General features: G+C 36.6%; 23 protein-coding genes and 1 tRNA gene. 20 read left to right on the forward strand and 4 right to left on the reverse strand.

Annotation, left to right across the window (positions count from 1 at the left end):
• Positions 1-4: 4 nt before the first annotated feature.
• Positions 5-80: transfer RNA gene (locus EVJ48_07295), tRNA-Lys, on the reverse strand.
• A 181-nt stretch (positions 81-261) separates the two neighbouring features.
• Between EVJ48_07295 and EVJ48_07300 the strand changes: the two genes are divergently transcribed.
• The 3 genes from EVJ48_07300 (at position 262) to EVJ48_07310 (ending at position 2,802) form a co-directional block, all read left to right on the forward strand.
• Complete coding sequence (locus EVJ48_07300) at positions 262-933, forward strand: phosphoribosyltransferase (GenBank protein ID RZV38240.1); 672 nt, start codon at positions 262-264, stop codon at positions 931-933.
• A gap of 217 nt (positions 934-1,150) precedes the next feature.
• A complete protein-coding gene (locus EVJ48_07305) occupies positions 1,151-1,459 on the forward strand; it encodes a metal-sulfur cluster assembly factor (GenBank protein ID RZV38241.1) in 309 nt (102 codons plus the stop codon).
• 86 nt (positions 1,460-1,545) lie between these two features.
• Complete coding sequence (locus tag EVJ48_07310) at positions 1,546-2,802, forward strand: hypothetical protein (GenBank protein RZV38242.1); 1,257 nt, start codon at positions 1,546-1,548, stop codon at positions 2,800-2,802.
• A 164-nt stretch (positions 2,803-2,966) separates the two neighbouring features.
• Here the strand turns inward: EVJ48_07310 and EVJ48_07315 are convergent, their stop codons facing one another.
• From EVJ48_07315 to EVJ48_07325, 3 genes are all read right to left on the reverse strand, one after another.
• Positions 2,967-3,506: a DUF2249 domain-containing protein gene (locus EVJ48_07315; protein ID RZV38243.1), complete on the reverse strand. Its 540-nt coding sequence runs from the start codon at positions 3,504-3,506 to the stop codon at positions 2,967-2,969.
• Positions 3,507-3,576: 70 nt separating this feature from the next.
• Positions 3,577-4,056, reverse strand: coding sequence for a hemerythrin domain-containing protein (locus EVJ48_07320; GenBank protein ID RZV38244.1), 480 nt, complete (start codon positions 4,054-4,056; stop codon positions 3,577-3,579).
• Between the two features lie 328 nt (positions 4,057-4,384).
• Positions 4,385-6,835, reverse strand: a complete 2,451-nt coding sequence (locus EVJ48_07325; protein RZV38245.1) for a vitamin B12-dependent ribonucleotide reductase — start codon at positions 6,833-6,835, stop codon at positions 4,385-4,387.
• 245 nt (positions 6,836-7,080) lie between these two features.
• On the opposite strand from EVJ48_07325, the gene tolQ reads away from it, so the two are divergent.
• The 17 genes from tolQ (at position 7,081) to EVJ48_07410 (ending at position 26,140) form a co-directional block, all read left to right on the forward strand.
• Positions 7,081-7,758, forward strand: a complete 678-nt coding sequence (tolQ, locus tag EVJ48_07330) for a protein TolQ (protein ID RZV38266.1) — start codon at positions 7,081-7,083, stop codon at positions 7,756-7,758.
• A gap of 70 nt (positions 7,759-7,828) precedes the next feature.
• The gene (locus EVJ48_07335; GenBank protein RZV38267.1) at positions 7,829-8,224 is read left to right on the forward strand and encodes an ExbD/TolR family protein; all 396 of its coding nucleotides are present in this window, start codon (positions 7,829-7,831) and stop codon (positions 8,222-8,224) included.
• An 8-nt stretch (positions 8,225-8,232) separates the two neighbouring features.
• Positions 8,233-9,015 (forward strand): TonB family protein, encoded by a 783-nt coding sequence (locus EVJ48_07340; protein RZV38246.1) that lies wholly within the window; start codon positions 8,233-8,235, stop codon positions 9,013-9,015.
• 101 nt (positions 9,016-9,116) lie between these two features.
• Complete coding sequence (locus tag EVJ48_07345) at positions 9,117-10,460, forward strand: hypothetical protein (protein ID RZV38247.1); 1,344 nt, start codon at positions 9,117-9,119, stop codon at positions 10,458-10,460.
• 52 nt (positions 10,461-10,512) lie between these two features.
• On the forward strand, positions 10,513-11,379 hold the full coding sequence (gene bamD / locus EVJ48_07350; GenBank protein RZV38248.1) for an outer membrane protein assembly factor BamD: 867 nt from the start codon (positions 10,513-10,515) through the stop codon (positions 11,377-11,379).
• Positions 11,380-11,391: 12 nt separating this feature from the next.
• Complete coding sequence (tsaD, locus tag EVJ48_07355; GenBank protein RZV38249.1) at positions 11,392-12,441, forward strand: tRNA (adenosine(37)-N6)-threonylcarbamoyltransferase complex transferase subunit TsaD; 1,050 nt, start codon at positions 11,392-11,394, stop codon at positions 12,439-12,441.
• Between the two features lie 9 nt (positions 12,442-12,450).
• A complete protein-coding gene (gene rsmA, locus EVJ48_07360) occupies positions 12,451-13,302 on the forward strand; it encodes a ribosomal RNA small subunit methyltransferase A (protein ID RZV38250.1) in 852 nt (283 codons plus the stop codon).
• Between the two features lie 67 nt (positions 13,303-13,369).
• Entirely contained in the window at positions 13,370-13,726 is a 357-nt protein-coding gene (locus EVJ48_07365; GenBank protein ID RZV38251.1) for a hypothetical protein, read from the forward strand.
• A 9-nt stretch (positions 13,727-13,735) separates the two neighbouring features.
• Positions 13,736-14,578 (forward strand): hypothetical protein, encoded by an 843-nt coding sequence (locus tag EVJ48_07370; GenBank protein RZV38252.1) that lies wholly within the window; start codon positions 13,736-13,738, stop codon positions 14,576-14,578.
• A gap of 18 nt (positions 14,579-14,596) precedes the next feature.
• Positions 14,597-14,956, forward strand: coding sequence for an aspartate 1-decarboxylase (locus tag EVJ48_07375; protein RZV38253.1), 360 nt, complete (start codon positions 14,597-14,599; stop codon positions 14,954-14,956).
• A 19-nt stretch (positions 14,957-14,975) separates the two neighbouring features.
• Positions 14,976-16,238 carry a hypothetical protein gene (locus EVJ48_07380; GenBank protein RZV38254.1) on the forward strand — a complete coding sequence of 421 codons (1,263 nt, stop codon included), beginning with the start codon at positions 14,976-14,978 and terminating at the stop codon, positions 16,236-16,238.
• A gap of 96 nt (positions 16,239-16,334) precedes the next feature.
• Positions 16,335-17,165, forward strand: coding sequence for a pantoate--beta-alanine ligase (locus tag EVJ48_07385; protein ID RZV38255.1), 831 nt, complete (start codon positions 16,335-16,337; stop codon positions 17,163-17,165).
• 97 nt (positions 17,166-17,262) lie between these two features.
• Positions 17,263-18,663 carry a hypothetical protein gene (locus tag EVJ48_07390; GenBank protein RZV38256.1) on the forward strand — a complete coding sequence of 467 codons (1,401 nt, stop codon included), beginning with the start codon at positions 17,263-17,265 and terminating at the stop codon, positions 18,661-18,663.
• Positions 18,664-18,733: 70 nt separating this feature from the next.
• On the forward strand, positions 18,734-20,428 hold the full coding sequence (locus tag EVJ48_07395; protein ID RZV38257.1) for a DUF1957 domain-containing protein: 1,695 nt from the start codon (positions 18,734-18,736) through the stop codon (positions 20,426-20,428).
• Positions 20,429-20,464: 36 nt separating this feature from the next.
• The gene (locus tag EVJ48_07400; protein RZV38258.1) at positions 20,465-22,276 is read left to right on the forward strand and encodes a hypothetical protein; all 1,812 of its coding nucleotides are present in this window, start codon (positions 20,465-20,467) and stop codon (positions 22,274-22,276) included.
• Positions 22,277-22,287: 11 nt separating this feature from the next.
• Positions 22,288-24,456: a DUF1925 domain-containing protein gene (locus EVJ48_07405; GenBank protein ID RZV38259.1), complete on the forward strand. Its 2,169-nt coding sequence runs from the start codon at positions 22,288-22,290 to the stop codon at positions 24,454-24,456.
• Positions 24,457-24,505: 49 nt separating this feature from the next.
• A complete protein-coding gene (locus tag EVJ48_07410) occupies positions 24,506-26,140 on the forward strand; it encodes a glycogen synthase (protein RZV38260.1) in 1,635 nt (544 codons plus the stop codon).
• Positions 26,141-26,143 lie beyond the last annotated feature (3 nt).

Consider the following 26,143-nt stretch of genomic DNA (forward strand, 5'->3'; position numbering starts at 1 on the left):
TTACTGGTGGGCTGTGTCGGGATCGAACCGACGACCTACTGATTAAGAGTCAGTTGCTCTACCGATTGAGCTAACAGCCCGAAAATATTTATTGAAAATGCGGCAAAATATTAATGCCTATCAATTATATACTATTTTTATTTTTTTAGTCAATTTTTTTAACAATATTTTTATTAATGATATACTTATAAATAGATATTATGAAAATATAAAGAGTATTATAATGATGAGGCGGGTAAAAAGATTATCCGGAGAAATTATATGATATTTAAAAACAGGATAGAAGCGGGGAAACTGCTTGGAGAAAAGTTGTCGGCGGAGAAATTCGGCGGCGGAAATACCGTGGTTATTGGTTTGTTAAGAGGCGGAATTCCAGTTGCTTATGAAATAGCGGCAATATTAAAATCACCGTTAGACGTGGCGTTGGTAAGAAAAATAGGTGCGCCTAATCAGGAAGAGTTGGCCATAGGGGCGGTAGTAGACGGAAAATCGCCGAAAGTTTATCTTAACGAATCTCTTATATCGCGCATTAATATCCCTGCGGGATACTTAGGGCGCATGGAGAAGATTAAACTTAAAGAAATAAGGGAAAGGGAAAAAATATACAGGCAGGGAGCCGAAAAGATTGATGTAAGCGGCAAAACGGCTATAATAGTGGATGACGGCATTGCTACCGGAGCGTCTGCCATGGCGGTAATAGAAGCAGTTAAGGATGAAAAACCTGCGAAAATAATCGTAGCTGTGCCGGTTATAGCCGCCGATACTATGAGAGAATTAAGGAAAGTCGTCGATAAAGTAGTAGTTTTAAGCGCTCAGGAAGAGTTTTACGCGGTTGGGGAATTTTACGAAGATTTCAGCCAGACGACGGACGAAGAGGTGTTATATCTTCTGCAAAAATCAAAAAATAGCATAAATTTTATAAACACAAATTAATTATATAAAATAGTTTAAAAGAAGATAAACTAAGTTTAACTTTATTTTAAATTCATATTCTTAAAATAATATCGATAAAATTTATGAATTCTGAATTATTATTATAGAATTGTGACTTAAATCAATTTAAACTTTTTTTGAATTTGATAAACTTTATATTAAAAGGAAGTAAAAAATAAAATCGAATAGATTTAAAATTTTAATATAGGAGTTTATCATGGCGGAATTTAATGAAAAGGACGTATTGGAAAAATTAAAAGGCATTATAGACCCTGAGCTTGAAGTAAATATAGTCGATCTTGGGCTGGTATATAAAATCAATTTAAATCAAACAGGCGGCGTCTGTTTAGATATGACTTTAACGGCAAAGGGCTGTCCTATAAGCGACGTTATAAAATATGAGGTAGAGGAGGCAGTTAAAAGCATTCCAGGCGTTAACGGCGTAAAAGTAAATTTCGTTTGGGAGCCGGAATGGAATCCTTCGATGATTAAGACCGATGCCCTAAAAAGACTTAAAACGCATTAATTTTTTTAATAACGCGGTATGCAAAAAATTGCCGGTATAAAACAAAATATAACAAAAGCATAAAAAAAGGACGGTAAATAAAATATATGAATACAACGGATAGTTCTATAGAAATAGCATTAAAACATATAAAAACCGCGCTTATTTTTTTGCCGGTTTTTTTCATAGTAATGTTTTTTGATTATAAGAGTTTTAACGGATATTTTTTTATGAATAATAAAATAATAGCCCTTACGCACATATTTACGCTTGGTTTTTTGCTCATGGTAATTATGGGTGCTTCTTATATGCTTTTGCCTGTGGCGCTCGGCGTGAAAATTGCTTACGAAAAGCTTTTTATTCCGGTTTATTACGGATACGTAATTTCTTTATTGCTTTTCGTTATTGGAATGCATTATCTCTGGAGCGCTATGATAGCCGCGGGCGGCATCCTCCTTTTTATATCGGTTTTAACATATAATATAAACATTTTGATAAGTATAAAGAAGGTAAAAAAATGGGATTATTCTTCTTTGGGAATAGCATTTTCGTATTCTTATCTGCTTATAGGATTGTCCGTAGGACTGTATTTGGCTTTAACTTTTTATTTTAAAATAGGGCTGAACATTTACGATATATTGCAAGACCATATTTATCTTATGTTCATAGGTTTTGTCATAATGCTTTTTATAGCCGTTTCATACAGGCTGCTGCCGATGTTTTATATGACTAAAGCGCCGGATAATTTATACTGGAAAACGGATTTAACCGTTATTAACGCAGGAATTATCGCAATGCTCGCATCTTCGTTTTTTGGAAACGTGTCCGCCGTTCATATTTATTTAAATGAAGCCGGAGGATGGCTTTTAGGTGCGGGTATCCTTGTGTACTGCTATATATTTTTTAGCCTTATGTTAAAAAGGCTTAAAAAAAAGTTCGATATTACGACGTTTTATCTATACGCCGGCATTATATTTTTAGTTGCGGCGGTATTTGCCGGTCTGATTATAAATATCGTTCCGCAGGAAAAATTATTCGTATTAATCGGCATAAACGGCGATTATTATCTTTATTATATATTCGCTTTTTTAGGACTGTTCAGCTTTGCCGGAATGGTAATTATAGGTTTCCTGCATAAAATATTTCCGTTTCTTATAAGCCTTAAATCTTTTGAAAAGGCAAAAAAAGGAGCGTACGGTAAACTGTTTTCGGATTTGAAAACTAAATATTTTGAATACGTAATATTTGCAATGTTTCTGGCAGGCTCTATTCTTTGGATATTTTATTTGGTACAGCTTTCCGCTGCAGTTCTTTTTGCGGCATCTATACTGCTTATGCTGCATATATTTTCTATGGGCTGGTAAGAAAAACAGTAATTTAAAAGGCGATAACGGCATCAAATTTGAATTTTGACGCCGTTATCGCCTTGATTTATTCTTTATATTATTAAGTTTATCTCTGTCGCCGTTATTGAGTTACTGCCAGTTATCTTTGTACCTGTTCTATTTTTATCTTTTCCTCTTATTTCTTATTTCCAAATTTTTATCTTATAAAGGTCGTCCGCAGTTTCTTCCGTCAAGAATTTATATCCGGCGTCTTTTAATCTTGGATATAGATGCACAGGTTTTCTTTCGTGTATTATATGTATCGTTTCGTCGTTCTTTAAGTTTTCCAGAGCCGCAAATATTTTTAAAAGAGGCTGAGGCGGCTCAAGCCCTCTAACGTCAAGTTCAATAATATTCTGCTTGTGCGCAAGGTTTTTTAAATCCTCGTCGTCGAATTGATTTTCGTCTGCCCCTTCGAAAACTTTTATCGGTTTTATGTCGCCGCCGCTTCTAAAAAAAATTATTTCGAATCCTTCAGGCATATTATTGGTTATATGTTCAAAGCCCTTGTTTTTTAAAACCGAATAAAGCGGAAAAGGTTCGAAACTGTTAATTAAAACAAGAGCTTCTGCTTCATTTAAATTATTAACCGCTTCCATTATTTTTTTAAACGGATCGTTTCCGCTTTTAATGTCTTCCCTTACGTCGAGCGTTATTTTTTTTAAGTCCGTTACGTCTTTCATAATATTATATTCTCCTTATTTTTTAAAAAAATTAAATTTAATTTTCTGTATTAATTATAACGTTAAGGTATTAATTAATCGTAATCATTTTTTTCATAATATCCTGTTTTTCGTTCTGACCGAGCTGCATTTCGGCAATCTGAAACAATATACCGTCTTCTTTGTCTTCATGTTCGGATAAAAGCTCTATCAATGCTTTCCCTGCAGACGCTATGGACTTATAATCTTTACTTCCCATTTTTTTATTTAAATCGCCGGTTAACTCTCTGCAGCTATTATGTTCTATAAGCATAACGTTTATAGGACCAGTTTCAATGCCTATATAATTGCCCAAAATAGGAAATAAAGCATCTTCCTCTCTTTTAAAGTGCAATTCGACGTCTTTATCTAAATACTCGGATATTTCATTAAGTTCCGAATCTGTAACGCCGTTAGGTATTTTTTTTAAAAAATTTTCAAATTTACTTAAAGCGGTTCTTATTTCGGTATGCTCTTCTCTTAAAGCGTCAAGAGGATTAAGTTCAGCATCTTTTTCGGTATACGTATTCATAGTTTCTCCTTGTTTAGTTTAATTATTGCTTATATATATTTGAATATTCCGCATCTTTTAGCATCTTTTGGTTTTTTTATTATGTATATTATTTTATCATAAAACTAATTTATAACATTGACTAAAGTCACAAATTAAATTTATTAATTTAATAAATTATAAATAACTTAACGGTTTATTTTTTTATGCAGAAATAGAAAATGAAAATTCCCCGCATATAGTATTTAATAAATATGCGGGGAATTTTCATTCGGATTGTTTTACCCGACCGTTTCTCTAAACGGCCGTCGGATTATATTAATTATGCTATATAATTATAATTATTACATCAGCCGCAATCGGAATAGCCGCAGTCTAAACATACCGTACATCCTTCGGCATGCTTAAGATTTGAGCCGCCGCAGGAAGGACATGCGCCCCTTCCTTGAACGGTATGGTTTTTAGAATGTGTGCCGACGGGGTTTGCAGATGATTCTATTAACGGTTTTTTTGCGTCGGATGATAGATTTTCACAAGAAGTTATTTTTTCTTTAAGGCTTTTTTCTAAAGCTTTTCCTATCGCATCTGCGCAGGAATATATAATATTGCCGCCGAAACCGTATGGAATGTTACATCTTATGCCTTTTAGCTGGTTTATTATTTCTTCCGCGCCTATTCCCGACCTTAACGCAAGGCTTACCATTCTTCCAGTGGATTCGGTTTGCGACTGAGCGCAGCCGCCTGATTTGCCGATGGAGTTAAATATTTCGAAAGGATTACCGTTTTCGTCGTAGTTGATTGTAACGTACATGGGTCCGCATCCCGTGACGGTTTTAACTGTTACGCCCCTTATTATATCTGGACGTTTTCTTGGTTCTATCTGCCCGCCGCTTTTTTGGTCCGATGTTTCTTTTGTTTCTTTTTCGTGAGAACTTCCGGAAGAACCAGCGGTCAATACCTGCTCTCTCGAACCGTCCCTATATACGGTTATGCCTTTTAAATTAAGATTAAAGGCAAGGGTGTAAACCTCTTCTATATCTTCTTTTTTAGCGTAGTTAGGAAAGTTGACCGTTTTACTCACCGCATTATCGGTAAATTTTTGAAAAGCCGCCTGAGTCATAACGTGCCATTTCGGCGTAATATCATGCGACGTTATAAATATTCTGCTTAAATATTCGTATTCTTTTTCAGTTAATAAATCCGCAATATCTTTTTTGTAAGTTTTTCCGAGACTGCCGTTTTTCGCTATATAATCTATTAATTTATCGGAATACGCGCCCATTGATTCCAAAACCGTTTTAAGATTTTTATCCGTTTCTATTAATCTTTGTTTATCCAGTACGCGCCTTTCGTAAGCCAATGCGAAAAGCGGTTCTATGCCGCTCGAAGCGCCGCCTATCATACTTATAGTGCCTGTAGGCGCTATTGTCGTGGTAGTGCCGTTTCTCATAGCTTTATATCCTTTTTCTTCCCATAAAGAGCCTTTAAAATTCGGAAAACTGCCGCGTTCGGTTCCAAGCTCTTCTGATTTTACTTTAGACTCCTTATCAATGAAGCCCATGATATTTTCGGCTATTTTAAGCGCAAGTTCGCTGTCGTACGGTACGCCCAATTTTATAAGAGTATCGGCATATCCCATTATTCCAAGCCCTATTTTTCTGTTGGAAAGCGTCATTTCTTTAATTTTTTCTAAAGGATAACGGTTTTTTTCTATTACGTTATCTAGAAAATGAACGGCTGTATGAACGGTTTGTTTAAGTTTATCGAAGTCTATGTAGCTGAGGTAACCGTCAATGATATCGTCCGGATTGCTTTCAAGTTTTTTCAGATATTCCGCAAGATTAGCCGCGTCTTGTTTAATTTTGTTTTCCTTAACGAATTTTCCGATGTTAATAGACCCTAAGTTGCACGATTCGTAAGCGACTAAAGGTTGTTCCCCGCAAGGATTTGTCGCTTCTATTTTTCCGGCATTCGGTACCGGATTTAGTTTGTTAATCCTGTCGATAAACACGATCCCAGGTTCGCCGCTCGACCATGCCGTTTCGACGATTAAATCAAAAACCTCTTTCGCGTTTAAATATTTAGTAATTTCGTTATTCCTTGGGTTTTTTAACGGATAGTCTTCATTTTTTAAAGCATGATTCATAAAATCTTCCGTTATTGCTACTGAAATATTAAAATTGTTTAATTTTGACGTATCTTTTTTCGAGGTAATAAAATCTATTATATCGGGATGGTCTATCCTTAAAATGCCCATATTGGCGCCCCGCCTCGTTCCTCCCTGCTTAATAGCTTCGGTTGCGCTGTTAAATACCTGCATAAACGAAACCGGACCGCTTGAAACCCCTTTAGTAGAATGCACGGTATCGTTTTTAGGCCTTAAAGACGAAAAAGAAAAACCGGTTCCGCCGCCGCTCTGATGTATAAGCGCCGTATTTTTTATAGTTTCGAATATCGACTCCATAGAGTCTTCGATTGGCAGTACGAAGCAAGCCGAAAGCTGCTGCAGAGGCCTTCCCGCATTCATTAATGTAGGCGAATTGGGAAGAAATCGAAGGGAAGACATTTCTTCAAAAAAAATATTTGCCGTAGTTTTAGCATCTTGTTCGGATTTGCCGTAATTTAAGTCTGCCGACGATATGTTTTCGGCGACTCTCTTAAAAAGTCCTGTTACGGTTTCGATAATTTCGCCCTTCTCGTCTTTAGCCAGATATCTTTTTTTCAGGACGGTAACCGCATTTTCCGAAAATTTTTCCGTAAGCGGGTCGTTGCTTAAAATATCCGAATTTTGTTTTTTCATAATCGCTCCTCAATATATAGATAATATTTTTTATTTCTATACAATATATTGTAATTATTTTTTTGTCAATAGATTTTTTTAAAAAAAAGATTTATAATTTAAAAATATATAAAATCCAAATAAATAAACTAAAGATAAACCAAGAAACGCTAAAAAAAATAAAATCGGAGGAACTCAGGTTTATAATGATAGATAAAATTACGGGCGGAAACGCCTTAGGCGTCGTTGCCGGAAGCGCGGGTACTATGAGTATATTATCGCATATTCTTACGACGAATATAGTAGTAAAATTAGTTTTGCTGTTACTTTTTATTTTTTCGTTAATATCCTGGGCAATTATATTTTACAAACTGCGTTATCTTGGAAAAGCAAGAAAAGAGGATAAAGAATTTCTAGATCTTTTTTGGGAATCCAAAAGACTCGATTATGTTTATACCGCCGCAAGAAATTTGGATTACAGTCCTATAGCTTTTATGTTTAATATAACATATAAAGAATTGCTGAATATTAAGAAAAAAACGGCGGACGATCAGCAGAAAAGCGATAAGGAAAGAAATGAAGAAAATTTAGCTTATGTGGAAAGGGCATTAAAAAAATCTCAACTTTCATCTATAGCAAAACTTGAAGTTTCCCTGCCTTTCCTTGCTACGGTGGGCTCTACCGCTCCTTTTATAGGACTTTTTGGGACCGTATGGGGCATAATGACGTCTTTTGAAAGTATCCAAAGAGCCGGAACGGCAGGTCTTGCAGTAGTAGCGCCTGGAATAGCCGACTCTCTGATAGCTACGGCCGCAGGACTTTTTGCCGCTATACCGGCCGTTATAGCTTATAATTATTATTCCAATAAAGTAAGGGTTATAGTAAACGAAATGGTAGATTTTGCTTATGAATTTATGACTATTATCGAAAGGCAGATTTTATAGGGAACTATTTATGTTTACTCCTTTTGACGATAAAGACGATAAAAAAAACGGGATGTCTAATTACAGGCTTATGTCGGAAATAAATATAACCCCTTTCGTAGACGTAATGCTTGTGTTGCTGGTGATTTTTATGGTTACTGCTCCTATTTTGGTACACGGTATAAAAGTTCATTTGCCGACTGCTTCGGCTCACGCTTTAAAAGCTCCGGAAAAAACTATAGTAGTGGCGGTAACATCTAATAGAGCCGTTTATATCAATAAATTCAGGGTTAATCTGCCTGTTTTAACGCAGAAACTTTCGGCGATTTACAGGCACAGGACCGACAAGCAGATATTTCTTAAGGCAAGCTCTTCTCTGCCTTACGGATACGTTATAAAAGTTATGGCGGCGATAAAAGAAGCGGGAATTACTAAAATCGGAATGGTAACGGCCAATCCCAAATTAACTGGATCGGCAGGCAGATAAGAAGTATTATGTTTAATGAAAATAATAAAGGTATAGGCTTATATATTTTTTATTCGGCAATTTTTCACTTATTATTAATAGGGCTGATATTATATCTTTCTATAAAATATAGGCCGCAAATTCAATCTATAGGTTCAAAAGTAGTAATAAGCGTAGTGAGCAGGGTTCCTGGGCATCTTGCTTCGGTAAAATCTATAATTTATCCTCCTAAACCGAAATTAACCGAACATGCTCCAAGCAGACCTTCTCCCGTAAAAATAAAAGCGGTAAAGCCCGTTTCTATTCCTCTCGTTAAAACGCCTTCATCTATGGTTTATCCTAAGAAGACCGTGCAAAAACACGTTGCGCCCAGAAGATACGTTCAGCCGCATACTTATGTTCCGGTTTTGTCTTCCAGCGTTTACGCTAATCTGCAAAACAGGGTAAGCCTCAATAACGCATACGGAAAACTTAATCAGTCGCTTATAAAGGGAAACGTCCATAGATTTCAGGGTTATGTAAATAAAATTATTTCTGCTATAATTCCTAATTTCAACATATCCCTTAATCATTATCTAAATTATAAATCCATAGTGGCTTTTCAGATATCGAAATCGGGACGCATTTACGCGGTCAGATTAGTTAAATCTTCCGGCAGCGGCTATTACGATTCGCAGTCTGTAGCGGCGGTAAAATTGTCCAGTCCGCTTCCGCCTCCTCCTGCCGGTTTTATGAGATTTGAAAACAGGGAAAACGACGGCGAAGGAGTCCTTATGAATTTTAACCCAAGGCAGATACTAAAAGACAGATAATAGGCCGTGATAATTAGCGCTTGATATTTATGCTATATTTCTGTATATTTTAACTTTATATAATTTTAATTTTAATTTGACTTTTTTTAAAGGATAACCGAATGAAAAAAACAATAATTTTTTTACTCTTGTTCGTTTTATTTTTTTTAGGCGCTTTTACATTATTTACTGTTAGTTCGTATGCAAAAGTCTATATAAACATCAATGCCGCAAGGATAGAAAAAATAAGGGTCGCCGTTCCCGATTTCAAAAATATTTCCGCATACGGTCAGCATAAAAAAATAGAAAAAAACGCGGCACGCGTTATAAGGCACGATCTTTCGGTAATCGGTTATTTTCATATAGTAAACCCGCTTTCATATCTTGAAAATCCTCAGTATGCTCCAATCAGTCCTGAGCGTATACACTATTCAAACTGGAACGTTCTTAATGCCCAGTATCTTATTACGGGGGAGTATGCGACGTCGAACGGAATTATCAAGATGAAAATCAACCTTATAAGCATATTTACCAAAAAACTGCTTTTTTCGGAAAAGCTTGAAGGAATGGACGACCAGTACAGATTTCTTGCAAACAAATTTGCCGACGGCGTGCTTAAATTTTTAACGGGAATTAAAGGACCGTTTACGACAAGGGTGTTTTTCGTAGGAGAAAACGACGGTTCTAAAAATATTTTCGTTATGGATTTTGGAGGTCACAGAGTTACAAAGATTACAAATAACGACTCCATAAATATATTCCCGTATCCTTCCCCTCACGGCAACAAAGTTGCGTATATTTCTTTTAAAGACGGAGACCCAGCAGTTTTTATAAAGAATATGAAAACAGGAGTAACGATAAAATTAAATCTACCTGGTCCGGCGGACTATATCGCATGGTCTCCTGAGGGAAATAAATTAGCCGTTTCCCTAACTCCCGACCATATTAATACCGAAATATATACGATAAACGTTAACGGCGGAGACTTAAAGCAGTTGACTTATACCGACGGCATAAATACATCTCCGACCTTTTCTCCGCACGGCAACAGAATCGCTTTCGTATCGGACAGAGGAGGAAGCCCGCAAATTTACGTAATGAAAGCAAACGGCAGCGGCGTCCGCAGATTGACCTACGATGAGGGAAGCTACAATACGAGTCCCGCATGGTCGCCCGACGGGAAAAAAATAGCGTTCGCTTCTTTTGTTAACGGCGCTCTCGAAATATGCATTATGAATGCCGACGGTTCCGACGAAAGGCAGGTTACCGATACCCCTTACAGCGCACAGCATGCCGCATGGACGAGGGACTCCAGGATTATTACCTTCGATACGGAAATTGCCGGAAGGCAGGAACTTTATATGATAGACGTAAATGAAAGCGGAATGATGAGGCTGACGCCTAAGTTGTTTCCGGAAATGAACAATTACTACGATGCGCAGTGGACCATGAAATCGTCTTATTGAAAAAAAACCTTTTTTGTGATTAAATTAAATAAACGCAAACGGGAGAAAAATTATGAATAAATATAAATATGGAGATGTTGAACATTTAAAAGTTAAAAATAAAAATAAAAATAAATTGAAAGTTTTTATCCTTTTCTCTATCTCATTGATTTTCGTAATGTCTATTCTTGCCGGATGCGCTCCTATGGAACCGACTTCCTTTCATCGCTTAAAAGTCCAGGTTAGAAAACTGAACAAAAAAACGGCCGAATTATCTCAAAATCAAAAATACGCAGAAAAAAAACTCAGCCAAATGCAGTTGAACACTGCAAATAACGGAGTGGCTATTTCTTCGTTAAGCGCTAAGATTAGAAACATTTACGGTAAATATGAAGTAGAACACCATAAGCTGAACGTTTTAAATAAGAAATTTAGGGAATACCGATTAATGGTAAATAAACAGCTTATTAAATTATTAAAACTTGTAAAAACCGGCAAGGCTGCCTCTTCCGTAAGCTCGGTTAAAAAACAAAGTATTAAATCGGCATTGGTTAAAAAAGAAAGTTCTATGGAATCCGGCTTTAACGAAGCTATGTCGCAGTTCAAAAAAAAGAAATACAATTCTGCCTTAACTTCTTTGCGTAATTTTTTAACTAAGTATCCTCAGTCTAAATATTCTGCCGATGCTATGTATTATAAAGCATATGCCAATTTTAAACTAAAAAAATATCCGGTTTCCATACTTGAATTTCATAAATTTTCGCGGTTATATCCCAAAAGTCCAGACGTTCCTATGTCTATATATTTGCAGGGCATGGGTTTTATGAAAGTTTCCGACCCGTCCGACGCTTCTATTCTTTTCAGACAGGTAATAGCAAAATATCCAGGTACTAAAGCGGCGGAACTATCGCAAAAGGCTATAAACGGACTTTCAAAATAAATAATATGACGGATGATTAATTTAGCATTTGAATCAAGCTGCGACGATTTTTCCTGCGCAGTTCTTTTAAAGGAAAATTCCGGAAAAGACGGCATAAAAATAAAAATATTATCTAATATTATCTATTCTCAGGATTACGTTCACGGAATATACGGCGGCGTAGTTCCGGAACTTGCGTCGAGGAACCATATAAAAGCTTTTCTTCCGGCTTTTAGAATTGCTTTGTCGGAAGCTAAAATATCTATGGAAGACGTCGGTTTCGTCTCCGCAACTGCGGGACCGGGACTTGTAGGCTCGCTTCTAATAGGCCTGATGTGCGCAAAAACTATATCTTATGCTTTAAATATACCTATAGTGCCGGTTAATCACATTGAAGGTCATATTTTCAGCCCTTTTTTAGAAATTCAAGAAACCGAAGAAATATTTCCTTTTGCGGCTCTAGTTATTTCAGGAGGTCATACCCATCTTTATTTAGTCAATTCTCATAACGATATACGACTTATAGGAAGAACTAAGGATGATGCCTGCGGCGAACTTTTCGACAAGGTTTCAAATTATCTTGGTTTTGGTTATCCGGGGGGAAGAATTGTGGATGAACTTGCTGAAAAAGGCGATAAACAGGCGTTTAAATTTCCCCTCCCTATGATACATAGCAAAGACCTTTATATGAGTTTCAGCGGACTTAAAACTGCGGTAATAAATAAGATAGACGAGAACGGCGGTCCAAAAAATATCAGGGAAAACGTCGTTTACGATATTTTAGCTTCTTTAAGAGAAGCGGTTTCTGAAATTCTTTTTAAAAAAACTTTTGAGGCGTGCAAGGCTTTTAAAATTAAAAATGTCTTGGTTTCCGGCGGAGTTTCGGCAAATTCAAGAATAAGAAGCATGTTTAAAGAAAGAGGATATGAGTCCGGTCTAAAAATATTTTTCCCATCCGTTAAATATACCACGGATAATGCTGCTATGATAGGCTATGCCGGATTCTTTAAAAATGCGATAGATCCTTCGGCTCTGCGAAGCGAATTTTTAGATATTAATGCAGATCCGTCCTGGGAGTTGTGAACTGCGGTTATGAGCAAAGAACCAAAAAGAAATAAGGTAGTTTTCGGTCAAAATTTTTTGACGGATAAAGAAATTGCCAAAGATATTGTCGATTCATGCAATTTTTTGGAATCCGACGACGTTGTCGAAATAGGTCCAGGCGATGGCATTTTAACGAAATTAATCGCAGGCAGGGTTAAAACTTTTACTATAATTGAAATAGACCCTTTTTATTATAACCTGGCTAAAGGAAAATTTAATAAAATTAATCCGGCACCCAGCTTCGTAAACGAAGACGCTCTTAAGTTCGATTACGCGGCTTTAAGCAAAAACCTTTCGTCTAAAATCAGGGTTATTTCCAATTTGCCATATGAGATTTCCGGCCCAGTCATAGATAAATTTATAAAAGAAAAAGACGCTTTTTCTGATTTAACTCTTATGTTTCAAAAAGAGTTTGCCGAGAGGCTTTATTCAAAGGAAAACGATTCGGGAAGAGGCGCTTTAAGCGTCATTGCCGGTTTAAATTTTGACATAACAAGGCTTTTTGAAGTCGGCAAGGCAAATTTTAATCCCGTTCCAAAAGTAGATTCGACTGTTTTAAGGCTGTTCCCACGATATTTTGACGACGAAGATTATAATTGGGCGGCAAGCTCTCAATTTTTCAACTATTTCGTTCATCAAATATTTAAACTTAGAAGAAAAAAATTAAAAAATTCTATATATGCTTCATTTTTCGGTATTCCGCCGGACGTAAAAGAAAAGATTTTTTCTGATTCAAACATAGACTTAAATAAAAGACCGCAGGAATTAACGACGGAAGAACTTATAAAAGCGGGAAAATCCTATGATTTATATTTAAAAAACCGTGAACAGTTGAATTGACTTACACATATTTATATTGCATAATAAGGTTAATAAGGTTCAAAAACAAAAAAAATCGGAGGTAAAAATGAAAAAAAGTTTTGTTTTAGGTTTAATTTTAATGCTGTTTTTGATAGCATTTTCAAAAAACTCTTTTGCGGCTAAAACGGCTGCGGTTAACGTTCACAGCGCCAAGTTTCAGTATGATAAAGGCTTAGGCGCTATGAAAGGTAAATACTATTATGATGCTGTACAACATTTTCAAAAGGCAATTCTCGTTAAGCCGCATTTTGCTCATGCATGGGCGCATATGGGAGTGGCGTTATACAGGCTTGGATTTCCTTCGCTCGGCATAGTCAGTCTTCAGAAAGCGTTAAAATATAACCCGAATATTAAATGGGCGAAAATTATATTAAAAAAATATATTGCAAGTCCTATAAGGTAAATAAAATAGATGAGATTTGACGGTTTTGACGCATTTGCGGAATCGCCGGTTTTTAATAATATTATAAAAAAAGAAGCTTCAAAATTAAATATCGCTTTTGTCTGTTTTTACGGTTCTAGAAACTATAATCTTGAAACGGACAAAAGCGATTACGATTTTTTTATTATCTATTATCCGGTTTTCGAAAATTTTTTTACTCATAATTTTACTCGTTTTTCCGTTATAGAAAAAGATTACGATTATTTCATAACGCCTTTCCATGAATACTTTCGCCATGCAATGAACGGTAATATAAAATTTATCGAACCCTTAATTTGCGGCACTTTTAAATCAGGCATAAAAGATTCCGAAAGATTTTTCGAAACATTAAAATTGACGGAAAAAATAAAAAATTTTATTTTAATTAATTTTGAAAAAAATTTCGACGCAGTTTTGGGCATTATAAAAAATAAAAAAATAAACGTAGAAAAAGATAATTATACTTCTAATACCTTAAAATATAAAGATTTATACGGCTACGACATTAAAGAGGCAATTAATTCCTTGAGACTGTCTTATTTATTGGAAAATTATATAAAAACGGGAGAATTTTCTTTTATAGTAAAGCGAAATTACGTTTATGAAGAGTTTGAAAATTATATGAACGAAATTAATGCCGGTAATATATCGAAAAAACATTATTTAGACATAATAAATAAAAAAATTAAAGATTTGGAAGATTTAAGGCAAGTATCGATTTCTAAAGAAGAATCGGTAAAGTCGCAATTGATTGCCGCTAAAAGAGAAATAGAAAACGATATTATGAATATATGTAAGACCGAAGCATGTTTTGAAATTGAAAAAAACGTTTAAATATCTTATAATATAAATATGCAAAAAATTTTACTTAAATCTAAAATACACAGGGTTAAAATAACGGATGCGAACCTCGAATACGAAGGCTCTATTTCCATAGACGAAGATCTTATGGAAAAAGCCGGAATTTTACCTTATGAAAAGGTTAACGTATGGAATATTAATAACGGCGGCAGGTTTGAAACGTATGCAATTAAAGCGGGCAGAAATTCCGGAGATATAATAGTAAACGGCGCCGCTTCGCGTTTAGTACAGATAGGCGATACGATAATTATCGCCACGTTCGGAATTTACGACGAAAACGAGCTTAAAAATTTTAAGCCGGTTTTGGTTTACGTCGACGAAAAGAACCGCGCAGTCGATATAGCAAAATAAAACAAAGAAATATATCGCAATGAGAAAATATTATGCCGATTATATATTAATTTCGGCTCATCCGCTGCGCTCATATCCGGTTTTTTTAAAAAACGGAGAATTGACCTCGGATGAAACGTCCGGCAGAATTATCGGCATAAGAAGCATAAAAAATTATAAAAATAATCAAAAACATAAAACTCTTATAGCACCAGGATTTATTAACGCCCATGCCCATACCGACCTTACTTTTAAGCCGAATATTCTAACTCCCCGCATCTTTTCAAAATGGGTTTTATCCCTCATAGAAAAACGCAAAAATTTTACGGCGGAAGAAAAAATAAGATTAAGGGTTAAAGCTTTTGCCGATTTCATTAAAAGCGGAGTTACTTCGATATCGGATATTATAGACCCGGCATTTTTTTACGATATAAAAGATATAAAAGCGCGTACCGCTTTAGTTCCGCGGATTAAAGCATTAATCGAACTAAGGGGCATGGATCCGGAAACGGCTTCGCAAAAAATAAAAGAATTTGAATGTCTGTTTAAACAAAACGCTTTCGAATCTATAGGCATATCGCCTCATGCCATATATTCCGTATCGGAAAAATTATTTGAAGAAATATTAAAATTAAATAAAAAATTAAAGCTTAAAATAGCAATACATGCTTCCGAACATGCTTCCGAAAAAGATTTTATAAGCGGAAAAGGCGGAGATATAGCGGAAAACCTATTACCTGCGCTTATGCTTTCAAAATATTCTTTGCCGCAGAAGCGTTACAGGTCGCCGATATTTTATCTGGATTATTTGAAAATATTAAGCGCAGACGTTTCTATAATACATGCTAACGAAATCGACGACGAAGATATAGGTTTAATCAAAAAATCCGGAGCCGATATTATTCACTGCCCAAGAAGCAATGCGTTTTTTAATTCCAAAAAACTTCCTTTAAAAAAAATATTGGAAAAAGGAATTTCAGTTTCAATCGGAACGGACGGTCTTTATTCAAACGAATCGCTTAATATTTTAGACGAATTGAAATACGCGAGGGAAATTCATCCCGAAGTGCCTGCCAAAGATTTAATAGACGCCGCAACTGCCGGCGGAGCAAGGGCGTTAGCCGTAAACGGCATTACCGGAACCCTTGAAACCGGTTCATACGCAGATTTTACTGTCTTCAACTTAGGCGAAAATATCGTTCTAAATGAAGAAAATCTTTACGACTCGTTAATTTCTTTGAAACAGGACGATATATCCATGGTAGCGATAGGAGGCAATATAGTTTATGAAAATAGAAAATAATTTATAAATATTTTCTAAATCTAAATTTTAAATGAATATATAATTGCAATATACAATTATAATAAAGTATAATAAAAAGGTATAATAAAGGAAGTTATGAAAATTATTACCGAAATAGCCGAGATGAAAGAATTCTCCCGCAATTTGAAAAAGTCCGAAAAAAAAATTTCTTTCGTGCCGACAATGGGTAAACTTCACGCAGGTCACGTAAAGCTCATAGAATCGGCTAAACGTTACGGGGAAACCATAGTTTCTATATTTGTAAACCCCTTACAGTTTGGTCGGGGCGAAGATTTCGATAAATATCCGAGAGATATCGAAAACGATGAAAAAATCTTATCCGGATTAGACGTCTCCGTTCTTTTTTATCCTGAATCCGATATAGTTAAAAATACCGATACTTTTATTGTCAATCCCGAATATTCAAAAAAATTAGAAGGGCTTTTCAGACCTTCGCATTTTCAAGGCGTGCTTACGATAGTCATGAAACTTTTCTGTATAATCGAACCCGATTTTGCTTTTTTCGGCTTAAAAGATTATCAGCAGTATGTTTTAGTAAAAAAAATGGCGGAAGATTTTTTTCTAAATATAAAAATTATTCCGGTGGAAACGGTAAGGGAAGAATCCGGCATCGCAATGAGTTCTAGAAATACATATTTAGACGTTGTGGGAAAAGAGGCGGCAAGCGCCTTTTATAAAATATTGTCGTCGACAGCCGATTTATTTAAACAAGGAGAGAAATCGCCGCAAAAATTAACGGGATTTGCCGTAAAAGAGTTGATAAAAAACGGATTTAAAGTTGATTACGTCGAAATAACGGACCCAGCCCTTAATAGAAAATATCAAAATGCAGAGAATGGCGATATTCTTCTTGCCGCAATCAGATGCAAAGGGGTCAGGCTTATAGACAATGTATTTCTAAGTTGAAAAATGAAATTTATATGATATTATTATTTATATATTATTATTTATAAATAGCAGAGACAGAATTGAATTCCAAAAATAAAAATCCTAAGAGGCGCATATGAAAGAAGATATATTTCTCACCGTTATATTCGACCCTGAAGCTATAGCAAAGACAACTTCTAAAAAAGATAAAGTTATTTATTATAAAAATCCCGATACTAAGCAGAAAATTAAAATTATAGAAAAATTAGAAAAAAAAGCCGCCGAAGACTGTATAAAATTCAATCAAAGACGATTATCCAGCATATTTAAACCTGTTTTTGAAGGCAGAATACTGTTTTATAACGACGAATTTAATACTTTGCCGGAATTTAACGACCATGATGAATTTATAGATTTTGCCGGCGATTTTTTTGAACGGTTAAAAAATCATTACGGTATAGATATTATAGATTATTCCGCGATAACCTTAAGCAGTAAGTCGATACTTAAAGAATACGCGCCGTGCGTATTCGATTTCGAAATTTTTAATTACAGTTTTACGACGCATAAAGCCGTAAAAACCGATTTCGTTAAATCTTTCAATATTAAAAAACTTAATGAAATAGCCAGACACGTAATAAGCGAAAAGAAATCTCATTCGTCTGCTAAGAAAAAACGTGCAATGACTAAAAAAGAAGCCGAAGTCAAGCCTAAAACTATAAAAAAGAAATCAAAAATAGATGTTAAAGGTGAAGTTCAATCCGTAGAAAAAATAAAAGAGCCGAAATTTATCGAAAAAGAGGAAAAATTAAAAAAACAGCCTACTAAGAAATTGGTTCCCGAACTTTCAAAAAACCGGATGTCCAGAAAACCGATTTCTAAAAATGCAGTCGAAATTGAAAGCGGTTTAGCCGATATAATTCCCGAAATTTGCGAAGTAGAATACGTCGAAAACGAAAAAAACATAGGCGAGCAGATTGGGCTTATTTCTTTAAGCTGGAGCCGTTTAAGCCCTTCGGAAAATATTCCTGTTTTAGAGCAAGGACAACCTGTTGAAATTTCCGGAGAAAGTTTGGTCAGGATATATTTCCAAAAACCTAACGTCAGGCAGATAGTATGGAGGTTGAGGCAGAAACCGGAAGTTTCGACCTATAAACCTATGATAAGGGTCTATAAAGACGACGATATGCTATGGTACGAAGTTTTAGACGGATATTACGGCAGCAGATACGTTATTTTTCCCGAAGACCTTGAGCTTTCGCAGACATGGGCAGAGATCGGGTTTGTGACGGATGACGGAAATTTTATTTTTGTAGCAAGAAGCCCTGTATGGCCGCCGTCATGTCTTTATAAAAAACTTCCCAAATTAAAACTTGAAAGAAAAATTAAAGATATGAGAAACAGAATATTTATAGGCGCTACCGAAAGCATCCCCGGCGGTAAAAATTTGCCGGTTAATATTAATATTACAAGTTCAGGAGCCGGTTTTTCTGCTTCGGGAGAAGGTTTTACCGGATCGGGAAAAGGCGTCAAATAAAAATATTTAAATGTAATGAAAATATGAGATTATTGGTTTGAATCGATAAAAATAAACAGGAGATAATTTTATGTTTGATGCAAATAGAAAAAATACAGGCAAGTGGCTGCCCGTATTGCATTTTCATCTTCCTTACGTCAGGCATCCGGAAAGCTCAAAATATTTAGAAGAAGAGTGGTATTTTGAAGCCGTTACGGAAACATATCTGCCCTTACTAGAATGTTTCGACAACCTTGAAAACGACGGCGTGGATTTTAATCTAACTATGTCGTTAACCCCTACGCTTTTAAGCATGATGAACGACGACCTGCTTTCGGAGCGGCTCAAAGATTATATAGCCGTGAGGCTTAAAGTTCTCGACGAAGAGGCTTTCAGGACGGAAGGCGACCCCGAATTCCATCCGGTAACGCTGTTTTACAGGAAGAGATACAGGGGTTGGTATGAAAAAATTAAAGATAACGGAGGAAAATATCTTATAAACGGCTTCCTGAAGCATTTTCGCAACGGACATTTAGATATTATAACTTCTTCCGCTACGCATGCTTTTTTAATTTCCATGGTCGGCGAACCAGAAGCTATAGCCGCTCAAATAGAAGTCGGCATAGAAACGCATAAAAATATACTCGGCGTTACTCCCAATGGTATATGGCTGCCGGAATGCGGTTATACGGAAGGTTTTGACGGTATTCTTAATAAATACGGACTATATTATACTTTTTTGGACAGGCACGGCATAGATTTTGCCAAACCTAATCCGGTTAACGGATGTTTTTCCCATATAATAACCCCTTTTAACGTAGTAATGTTCGGCAGGGACCCCGAAAGTTCCAGGCAGGTCTGGTCGTCTAAAGAAGGGTATCCTGGAACTCCCGTTTACAGGGAGTTTTATAGAGACATAGGTTTTGACTTAGATTTGCCGCATTTGACTCCTTTGAGACACGGAAGCCTTAAAACTTTCACCGGACTGAAGTATTACGCGATTACGGGGCAGGGTAATTATAAAGAAGCATACAGGCCTTCTGCGGCTAAGCGCAAGGCATACGAACACGGCGCCCAGTTTGTCTATCATAGGGAACTGCAGACTCAGTATTTAAAAAATTATATAGACGAACCCGTAGTGACTTCTATGTACGATGCAGAACTTTTCGGACACTGGTGGTTTGAAGGCCCGTGGTGGCTTGAAGCCGTTTTTAGAAGAATTAACGAAAACAGTTTCGTAAAATCGGCAAAAGCAATAGACATAGCAGATGAAGCAATTTTCAAACTTAACGGTCTTTTAAAAAAATACGACGACGAAAAGTCATATCTTGAATTAGTCGAAAATATCAACAGAAATAATGCAAAAAACGGCATTTTTATCGCACAGCCCGCAACTTCGTCTTGGGGAGGCGGCGGTTATGCGGAGGTTTGGCTGAACGGAAAAAACGATGTAATACAGCCTTTTTTGTCCGACATTGCTTCCGTTCTTATAGATATTTGCAAAAACGGTATTAATCGTGTAAAATATCCCGAAGTCTTAAATCAGGGCGCAAGGGAACTGATACTTGCGCAATCCAGCGACTGGCCTTTTATGCTGACTACAGGACAGGCGGTCAGTTATGCCGAAAGGAGAGTCAAAGCCCATTTAGTCAGGGCAAAACGATGCATTTTAATGGCGGTAGGCGAAGAACGTATGGATAACGACTGGTTTAACGATATTTCAGATAAAGATAATATCTTTCCTAAACTTGACGCCTTAAGTTTATACGGAAAGGATATATGCTGAGACGCAAATCGAATATTAATTAATTTTACGCGAAATATGAATCTCATACTATTGTGGCATATGCATCAGCCGGAATACAGAAATTCCGGCGGGGAATTTGCGTTGCCATGGGTTTATCTGCACGCTATAAAAGATTACATCGACATGCCGCTTAACATACTTTCCAATTCCGGCATGAAAGCCAATATAAATATTACCCCGGTATTAATAGACCAGTGGCAGGATTATAACTACCGCATAGAAAAAGCGCTCGCAGAAAAGAACGCAAGGAAGGCGCTCGATATTTTACCCGATAAATTTTTAAAACCGCTTTTATTTAAAAGCGTTGACGACGGCGGAGAAGATATAAGAAAATGGATGTGCGACCATTATATATGGTCGAATTATGAACAGATGGTATGCAGATTTGACGATTATAAGGTTTTATACGACCTTGCTTTGTCAGGTTCCCGTCAAAGGTACTTAAACGACGATTTTTATTTCGATTTGTGCGTATGGTTTCACCTGTCTTGGTGCGGCGAGTGCATGAAAAGATATGATCCCGTAATAAATTATTTAATAAGAAAAGGCTCCGGTTATTCCGAAGGAGACAGAAGAATACTGCTTGAAAGACTTTTAGAATGGATGAAATACGGTATTGCTTTATATGGATTTCCTGCGGTAAAAGGCGGAGAGCCTCCGGAAACGTTTCCAGAATATCCTAATATGATAGAAAAAAACAAACTTGAGGAATTAAAAGCCAGAAAAAAAGGCGAATACGAAATCAGTTTATCGCCCCATTATCACCCCATAATACCTTTATTGTTAGATATTCATTGCGGCGGAATTTCCGCTCAGATGACAGGAATATATTACGAACCGGTTGGATTTGAAAGATACGACGGCGGATTGGAAAGCGCAAAAAGACATATGGATTCTTTAAGCGGATATTATAAATATACCGCAAAAAAAAATAGCGTAAAAGCAATGTGGCCTTCGGAAGGAGCCGTTTCGCAAGAAACGCTTCAACTTTTTAGCGAATACGGCATAGACATATGCGCAAGCGGTGAAGAGCTCTTATCTTCCTCTCTTGGCATCGATGCTCATAAACCAGTTTTTTCTCAGGGGAAAAATATTATACCTTTGTATAGGGTTTATAAATGGAAAGATACAGGCGTCAAGATACTATTCAGGGATTCCGGACTTTCCGACCTAATAGGCTTTACATATTCTAAATGGAGAGGAGACGATGCGGCAAATGATCTTGTCGATAAACTAAACGCTATAGACGACTTTGATAAAGACGCCGCGGTTTCTATTATACTTGACGGCGAAAATCCTTGGGAATACTATTACGAAAACGGTTTTTATTTTTTAAACGACCTTTATTCGTTGATATCTTCGTCTGTTAAAATTACGCCTCTTTTATTAAGCGAAGCCGCCGGCTTATGCAATGAAAACAGCATCTCATGTATGAAGCTCGACTATATCGTGCCGGGTTCGTGGGTAAACGGAAATTTAAGAATGTGGGTCGGCGAAGAACAGAAAAATAAAGCTTGGTCTATGCTTAACGACGCAAAAAACGTTTTGCTCGACTCGATTCAAGAGAAAAATATTAATAAAACGGATTTAGAAGAAGCTTTAAAAAATCTCATGTCTGCAGAGGGTTCAGACTGGTTCTGGTGGCTTGGTCCCGACAGTCCTTTATTTTCGCAGTCTTCCATGGAAAAAATTTTCAGGGATTTTTTAAAAAATATTTACGTAAAAACAGGTAAAAAAGTACCTGATTTACTGTATGAATCTTTGTCTTCCACAAAAAATCTTATTGCCGAAAAGGGCGGAATAATGAAAAGAGGCGGAGATCTGTAAATTTTAACTATATGACTAAATTTATCTTAGGATTTCATTGTCATCAGCCCGTCGGCAATTTTGATTTTGTTTTTAAAGAAGTCCATCAAAAATCTTATTCGCCCCTTATCAGAACCCTTTTCAGGCTTAATGTAAAATTTTGCCTGCATGCTTCCGGCGTACTTTTAGAATGGTGGGAAGAAAACGATTCCGAATTAATAGAAATAATAGCCGAAGGCGTAAATGCCGGATTAATAGAGCTTATAGGAGGAGGATATTACGAACCAATTCTTGCCATGATTCCGCCGAAAGACAGATTAAAACAGCTTGAAATGCTGAACATAGCTTTAAAAAGACTTTTCGGGATATATCCTTCAGGGGCGTGGATAACCGAAAGAATATGGCAGCCCGATATAATTAAAGATTTAAAATCGGCCGGATTAAATTATGCTTTTTTGGACGACTTTCAATTTTTTCAAGCGGGTATTTCTCCCGACTGTATAGACTCCGTTTTTAGAACCGAATACGGTGGAGAATACTTCGATATATTTCCTATACATGAAAGATTAAGATACAAGATACCTTTTGCCGAACCGTCGGAATCTTTAAACGAGATTTTATATCTAAACGGAAGACGTTCCGATTTGTCGGTTATGTTTGACGACGGCGAAAAAATGGGCGGATGGCCTGATACTTTCGACTGGGTTTACGGAAAAGAAGGAAACAAAGGCTGGTTGGAAAATTTTATCGATGAAGTCTCTTCAAAAGACGGGGACAGTCTTTATTCCGACATCATTTTCGAGCTTCCTTCAAATTTATTGTGCAATATGGAAAAAAGGAATCCGGTATATCTGCCTATTTCAAGCTACAGAGAAATGGGAGAATGGACTTTGCCACCGGCAACAAGAGACGCTTGCGAAAAAATAAAATCGAAGAATCCTTCAGCTCCTTTAAGTTCCGGCATATGGCATAATTTTTTAACCAGATATCCGGAATCTAATCTCCAGCATAAAAGGATGGTTAATTTAAGCCTAAAAATAGATTATATTCAAGAAACTTACGGTAAAAATCTTAACGAAGCCGACGCAGAACTTCTTAAATCTCAAGCTAACGATGCTTATTGGCACGGAGTATTCGGCGGCATTTATCTGCCGCATTTAAGGAGAGCGATACATAATGCGCTATTATCTTCCTACGTTTTTTATAAAGATGCCGTTAGCGGAAAAATAGAGATAGAATGTTTTGATTTCGACTCGGACGGAGAAAAAGAATTTTTGCTTTCAAACGATTTATGGTGTATAGTTTATAAGCCTTCGTCAGCTTCTTTTTCGGCATTGGATTATATAGGAAAAGGATTGATTCATTCTCTTGGCGACGTATTCTGCCTGCATGAAGAATACGACATCTTAAAAATAAAAGAAAAAAATTCAAAAGAAGAAAGCGCCGATAGCGATATAAAAAATAAAAACGGTTCGGAAGAAGAGCCGCCTAAGACGATACATGACGAAACTAAATATCCTTCCGATTTATCGGAAAATGATATTTTAACGCACAAAGGCATTCTTCCTTCTTTTGAAATTTTATTTGAAAACAAGCCTCTTTATTTTTCCTGCGCGGATATAAAAAATATATGCGAACATGACGGTAAAAATTATATATTTGTCGAAACAAAGGCGTATCCCGTAATTACCGGCGGCGGTGAAGCCCTCCGCGATAATAATTTAAATAATTTAACGGATATAAAAGCGGAAGGTATGCCCGATGAAATTTTAGGGCTAAGCATAAAGATAGAGGAGTCTGTATCTTTTTTCATAAAATCAAGGCCGAAAATTTCCGGAAATTTACAAGTCGTTTTCAGGTTTGCTTTCCCCGGCGGCGACGGCCCGGCAGTCAGCATAGATATGGACGGCGAAGTGAAAGGAATTAATAATATCATGAAAAAAAACAATGCATCCGGATGCGATAATTTTATATATTTGAAAGATTCATTCTGGGGCGGAAAAATAACGCTGAAAGAACGGTCGGACTCTAATTTTTTAAAAAATTACGACATCGTATTTAAGCCTTTGACGACTATGTCGCTTTCCGAAAACGGATACGAAAGGATTTTTCAGGGCATAGAGATAAGATATAATTTTAACTTAAATACAGAAGAAGATTTTAGTAGTATAATATCTATAGACGTAGAAAAAATAAATTAATAAAAAGCCTTGAATTTTTAAAAAGCATGCAAATAAAAACGGGTTTAAAATGAGCGAATTTAATAACGAAATATGGTTTGTAGGGGCGGAAATGTCTCCGCTGGTAAAAGCCGGAGGTCTCGGCGACGTAATGGGCAGCCTTCCTAAATTTTTGCTCAGGGCCGGCATTAACGTGCGGGTGGTAATTCCTTATTACAAAAATATAATTCCAAAAAATTTATTAGATATAAGGGAAACATATCCGGCCGGCAGAGTAAATTTCGGGGAAATTCCTTTTGAGTTTGGAATTAAAACCGGTTTTGCCTTGGGAGATATTCCTATCGTTCTTATAGAGCAGAATCATTTTTTTAACAGGGAAGAAGTTTACGGTACGCACGGAGGGGTTTGTGCATATAAAGACAACCTGTGGCGTTATGCAATGCTTGCTCATGGAACGGCGTACGCAATGAAAATTCTTGGAATACCTTTGGTCGTCCATACTCACGACTGGTCGGGAGGATTTGTTCCCGCCGTCGTAAGGCAGACGTTTGGAGATAAAAAAGTTTCGGTAAACTTAAGCGGTTCCGCCGAAGGTATTTTAAGCGGTAAATTGAGCAGGAGCGTAAGCGCAAAAGGATTAAGGCCTGCTATAGCCTTTACGATACATAATCTTGGTTATCAAGGCGTTTACGGTTTGGACGATTTTTACGATATAGGCTTAGATTTTAAATATAATTCTTCCGATGCTTACGAACATTTCGGAACTATAAACAGTCTAAAAGGCGGAATTAAGCTTTCCGATATAGTTACTACGGTAAGCCCGACGTATGCCCAGGAAATAACCGACAGCAGATTCGGCTTCGGGCTTGACGGCGAGCTTAATAATCTCCGCAATGCAGGACGTCTAAGAGGGATACTTAACGGCATAGATTTAGATTACTGGAATCCGAAAACCGACAGGTTTATAAGCTATAATTTAAATATTAAAAACGACGGATACGGAATTAAAGATTATGCAGAATGGAAAAAATTTAAATTAAATAATAAAAAGGCGCTTTTTTCGGAAATTTCCCTGCCTTTAAAAAAAGATAAAGACGGTAAAATACTTCCTCTTATAGGGGTAGTAAGCAGGCTTACCGAGGAAAAAGGCATAAACGAATTTTTGGACGCGCTTTTTAGCTGGAACGATTTTCCGTTTCAAGTAGTCATACTCGGAAGCGGCAAGGATTACATAGAAGGCAAAGCAAATTACCTTGCGGAAGTTTTCAAAGATAAGGTTTTTGCGCATACCGGAAAATACGATGAAGCTCTTTCCCATAAAATATATGCAGCATCGGATATTTTCGTTATGCCTTCAAAGTTCGAGCCTTGCGGATTGTCGCAGATGATAGCTATGAGATACGGATGCGTTATTGCGGCTGGCGATACGGGCGGTCTTCACGACACCGTTTCGGATATTACAAATCCGGATGCTAAAAATCCGTCCGGAATACTTGTTCGATATACGGATACTAACGGAATTGCCTGGGCTCTCGACTCGCTGTATAATATTTATGCATCCGAAGGAACCGTTAAAACAGCAGGTAAAGATGGGCGTATGGGCATTAAATGGAGCGATATTGTTATTAATTCGGCCAATAAACATTTTGGATGGGAAGATTCGGCAAAAATTTATGAAGGACTTTATTATGATATTATTAAATGAAAC

Origin of the sequence: Candidatus Acidulodesulfobacterium acidiphilum, assembly GCA_008534395.1 — a bacterium.
GTDB lineage: Bacteria > SZUA-79 > SZUA-79 > Acidulodesulfobacterales > Acidulodesulfobacteraceae > Acidulodesulfobacterium_A > Acidulodesulfobacterium_A acidiphilum.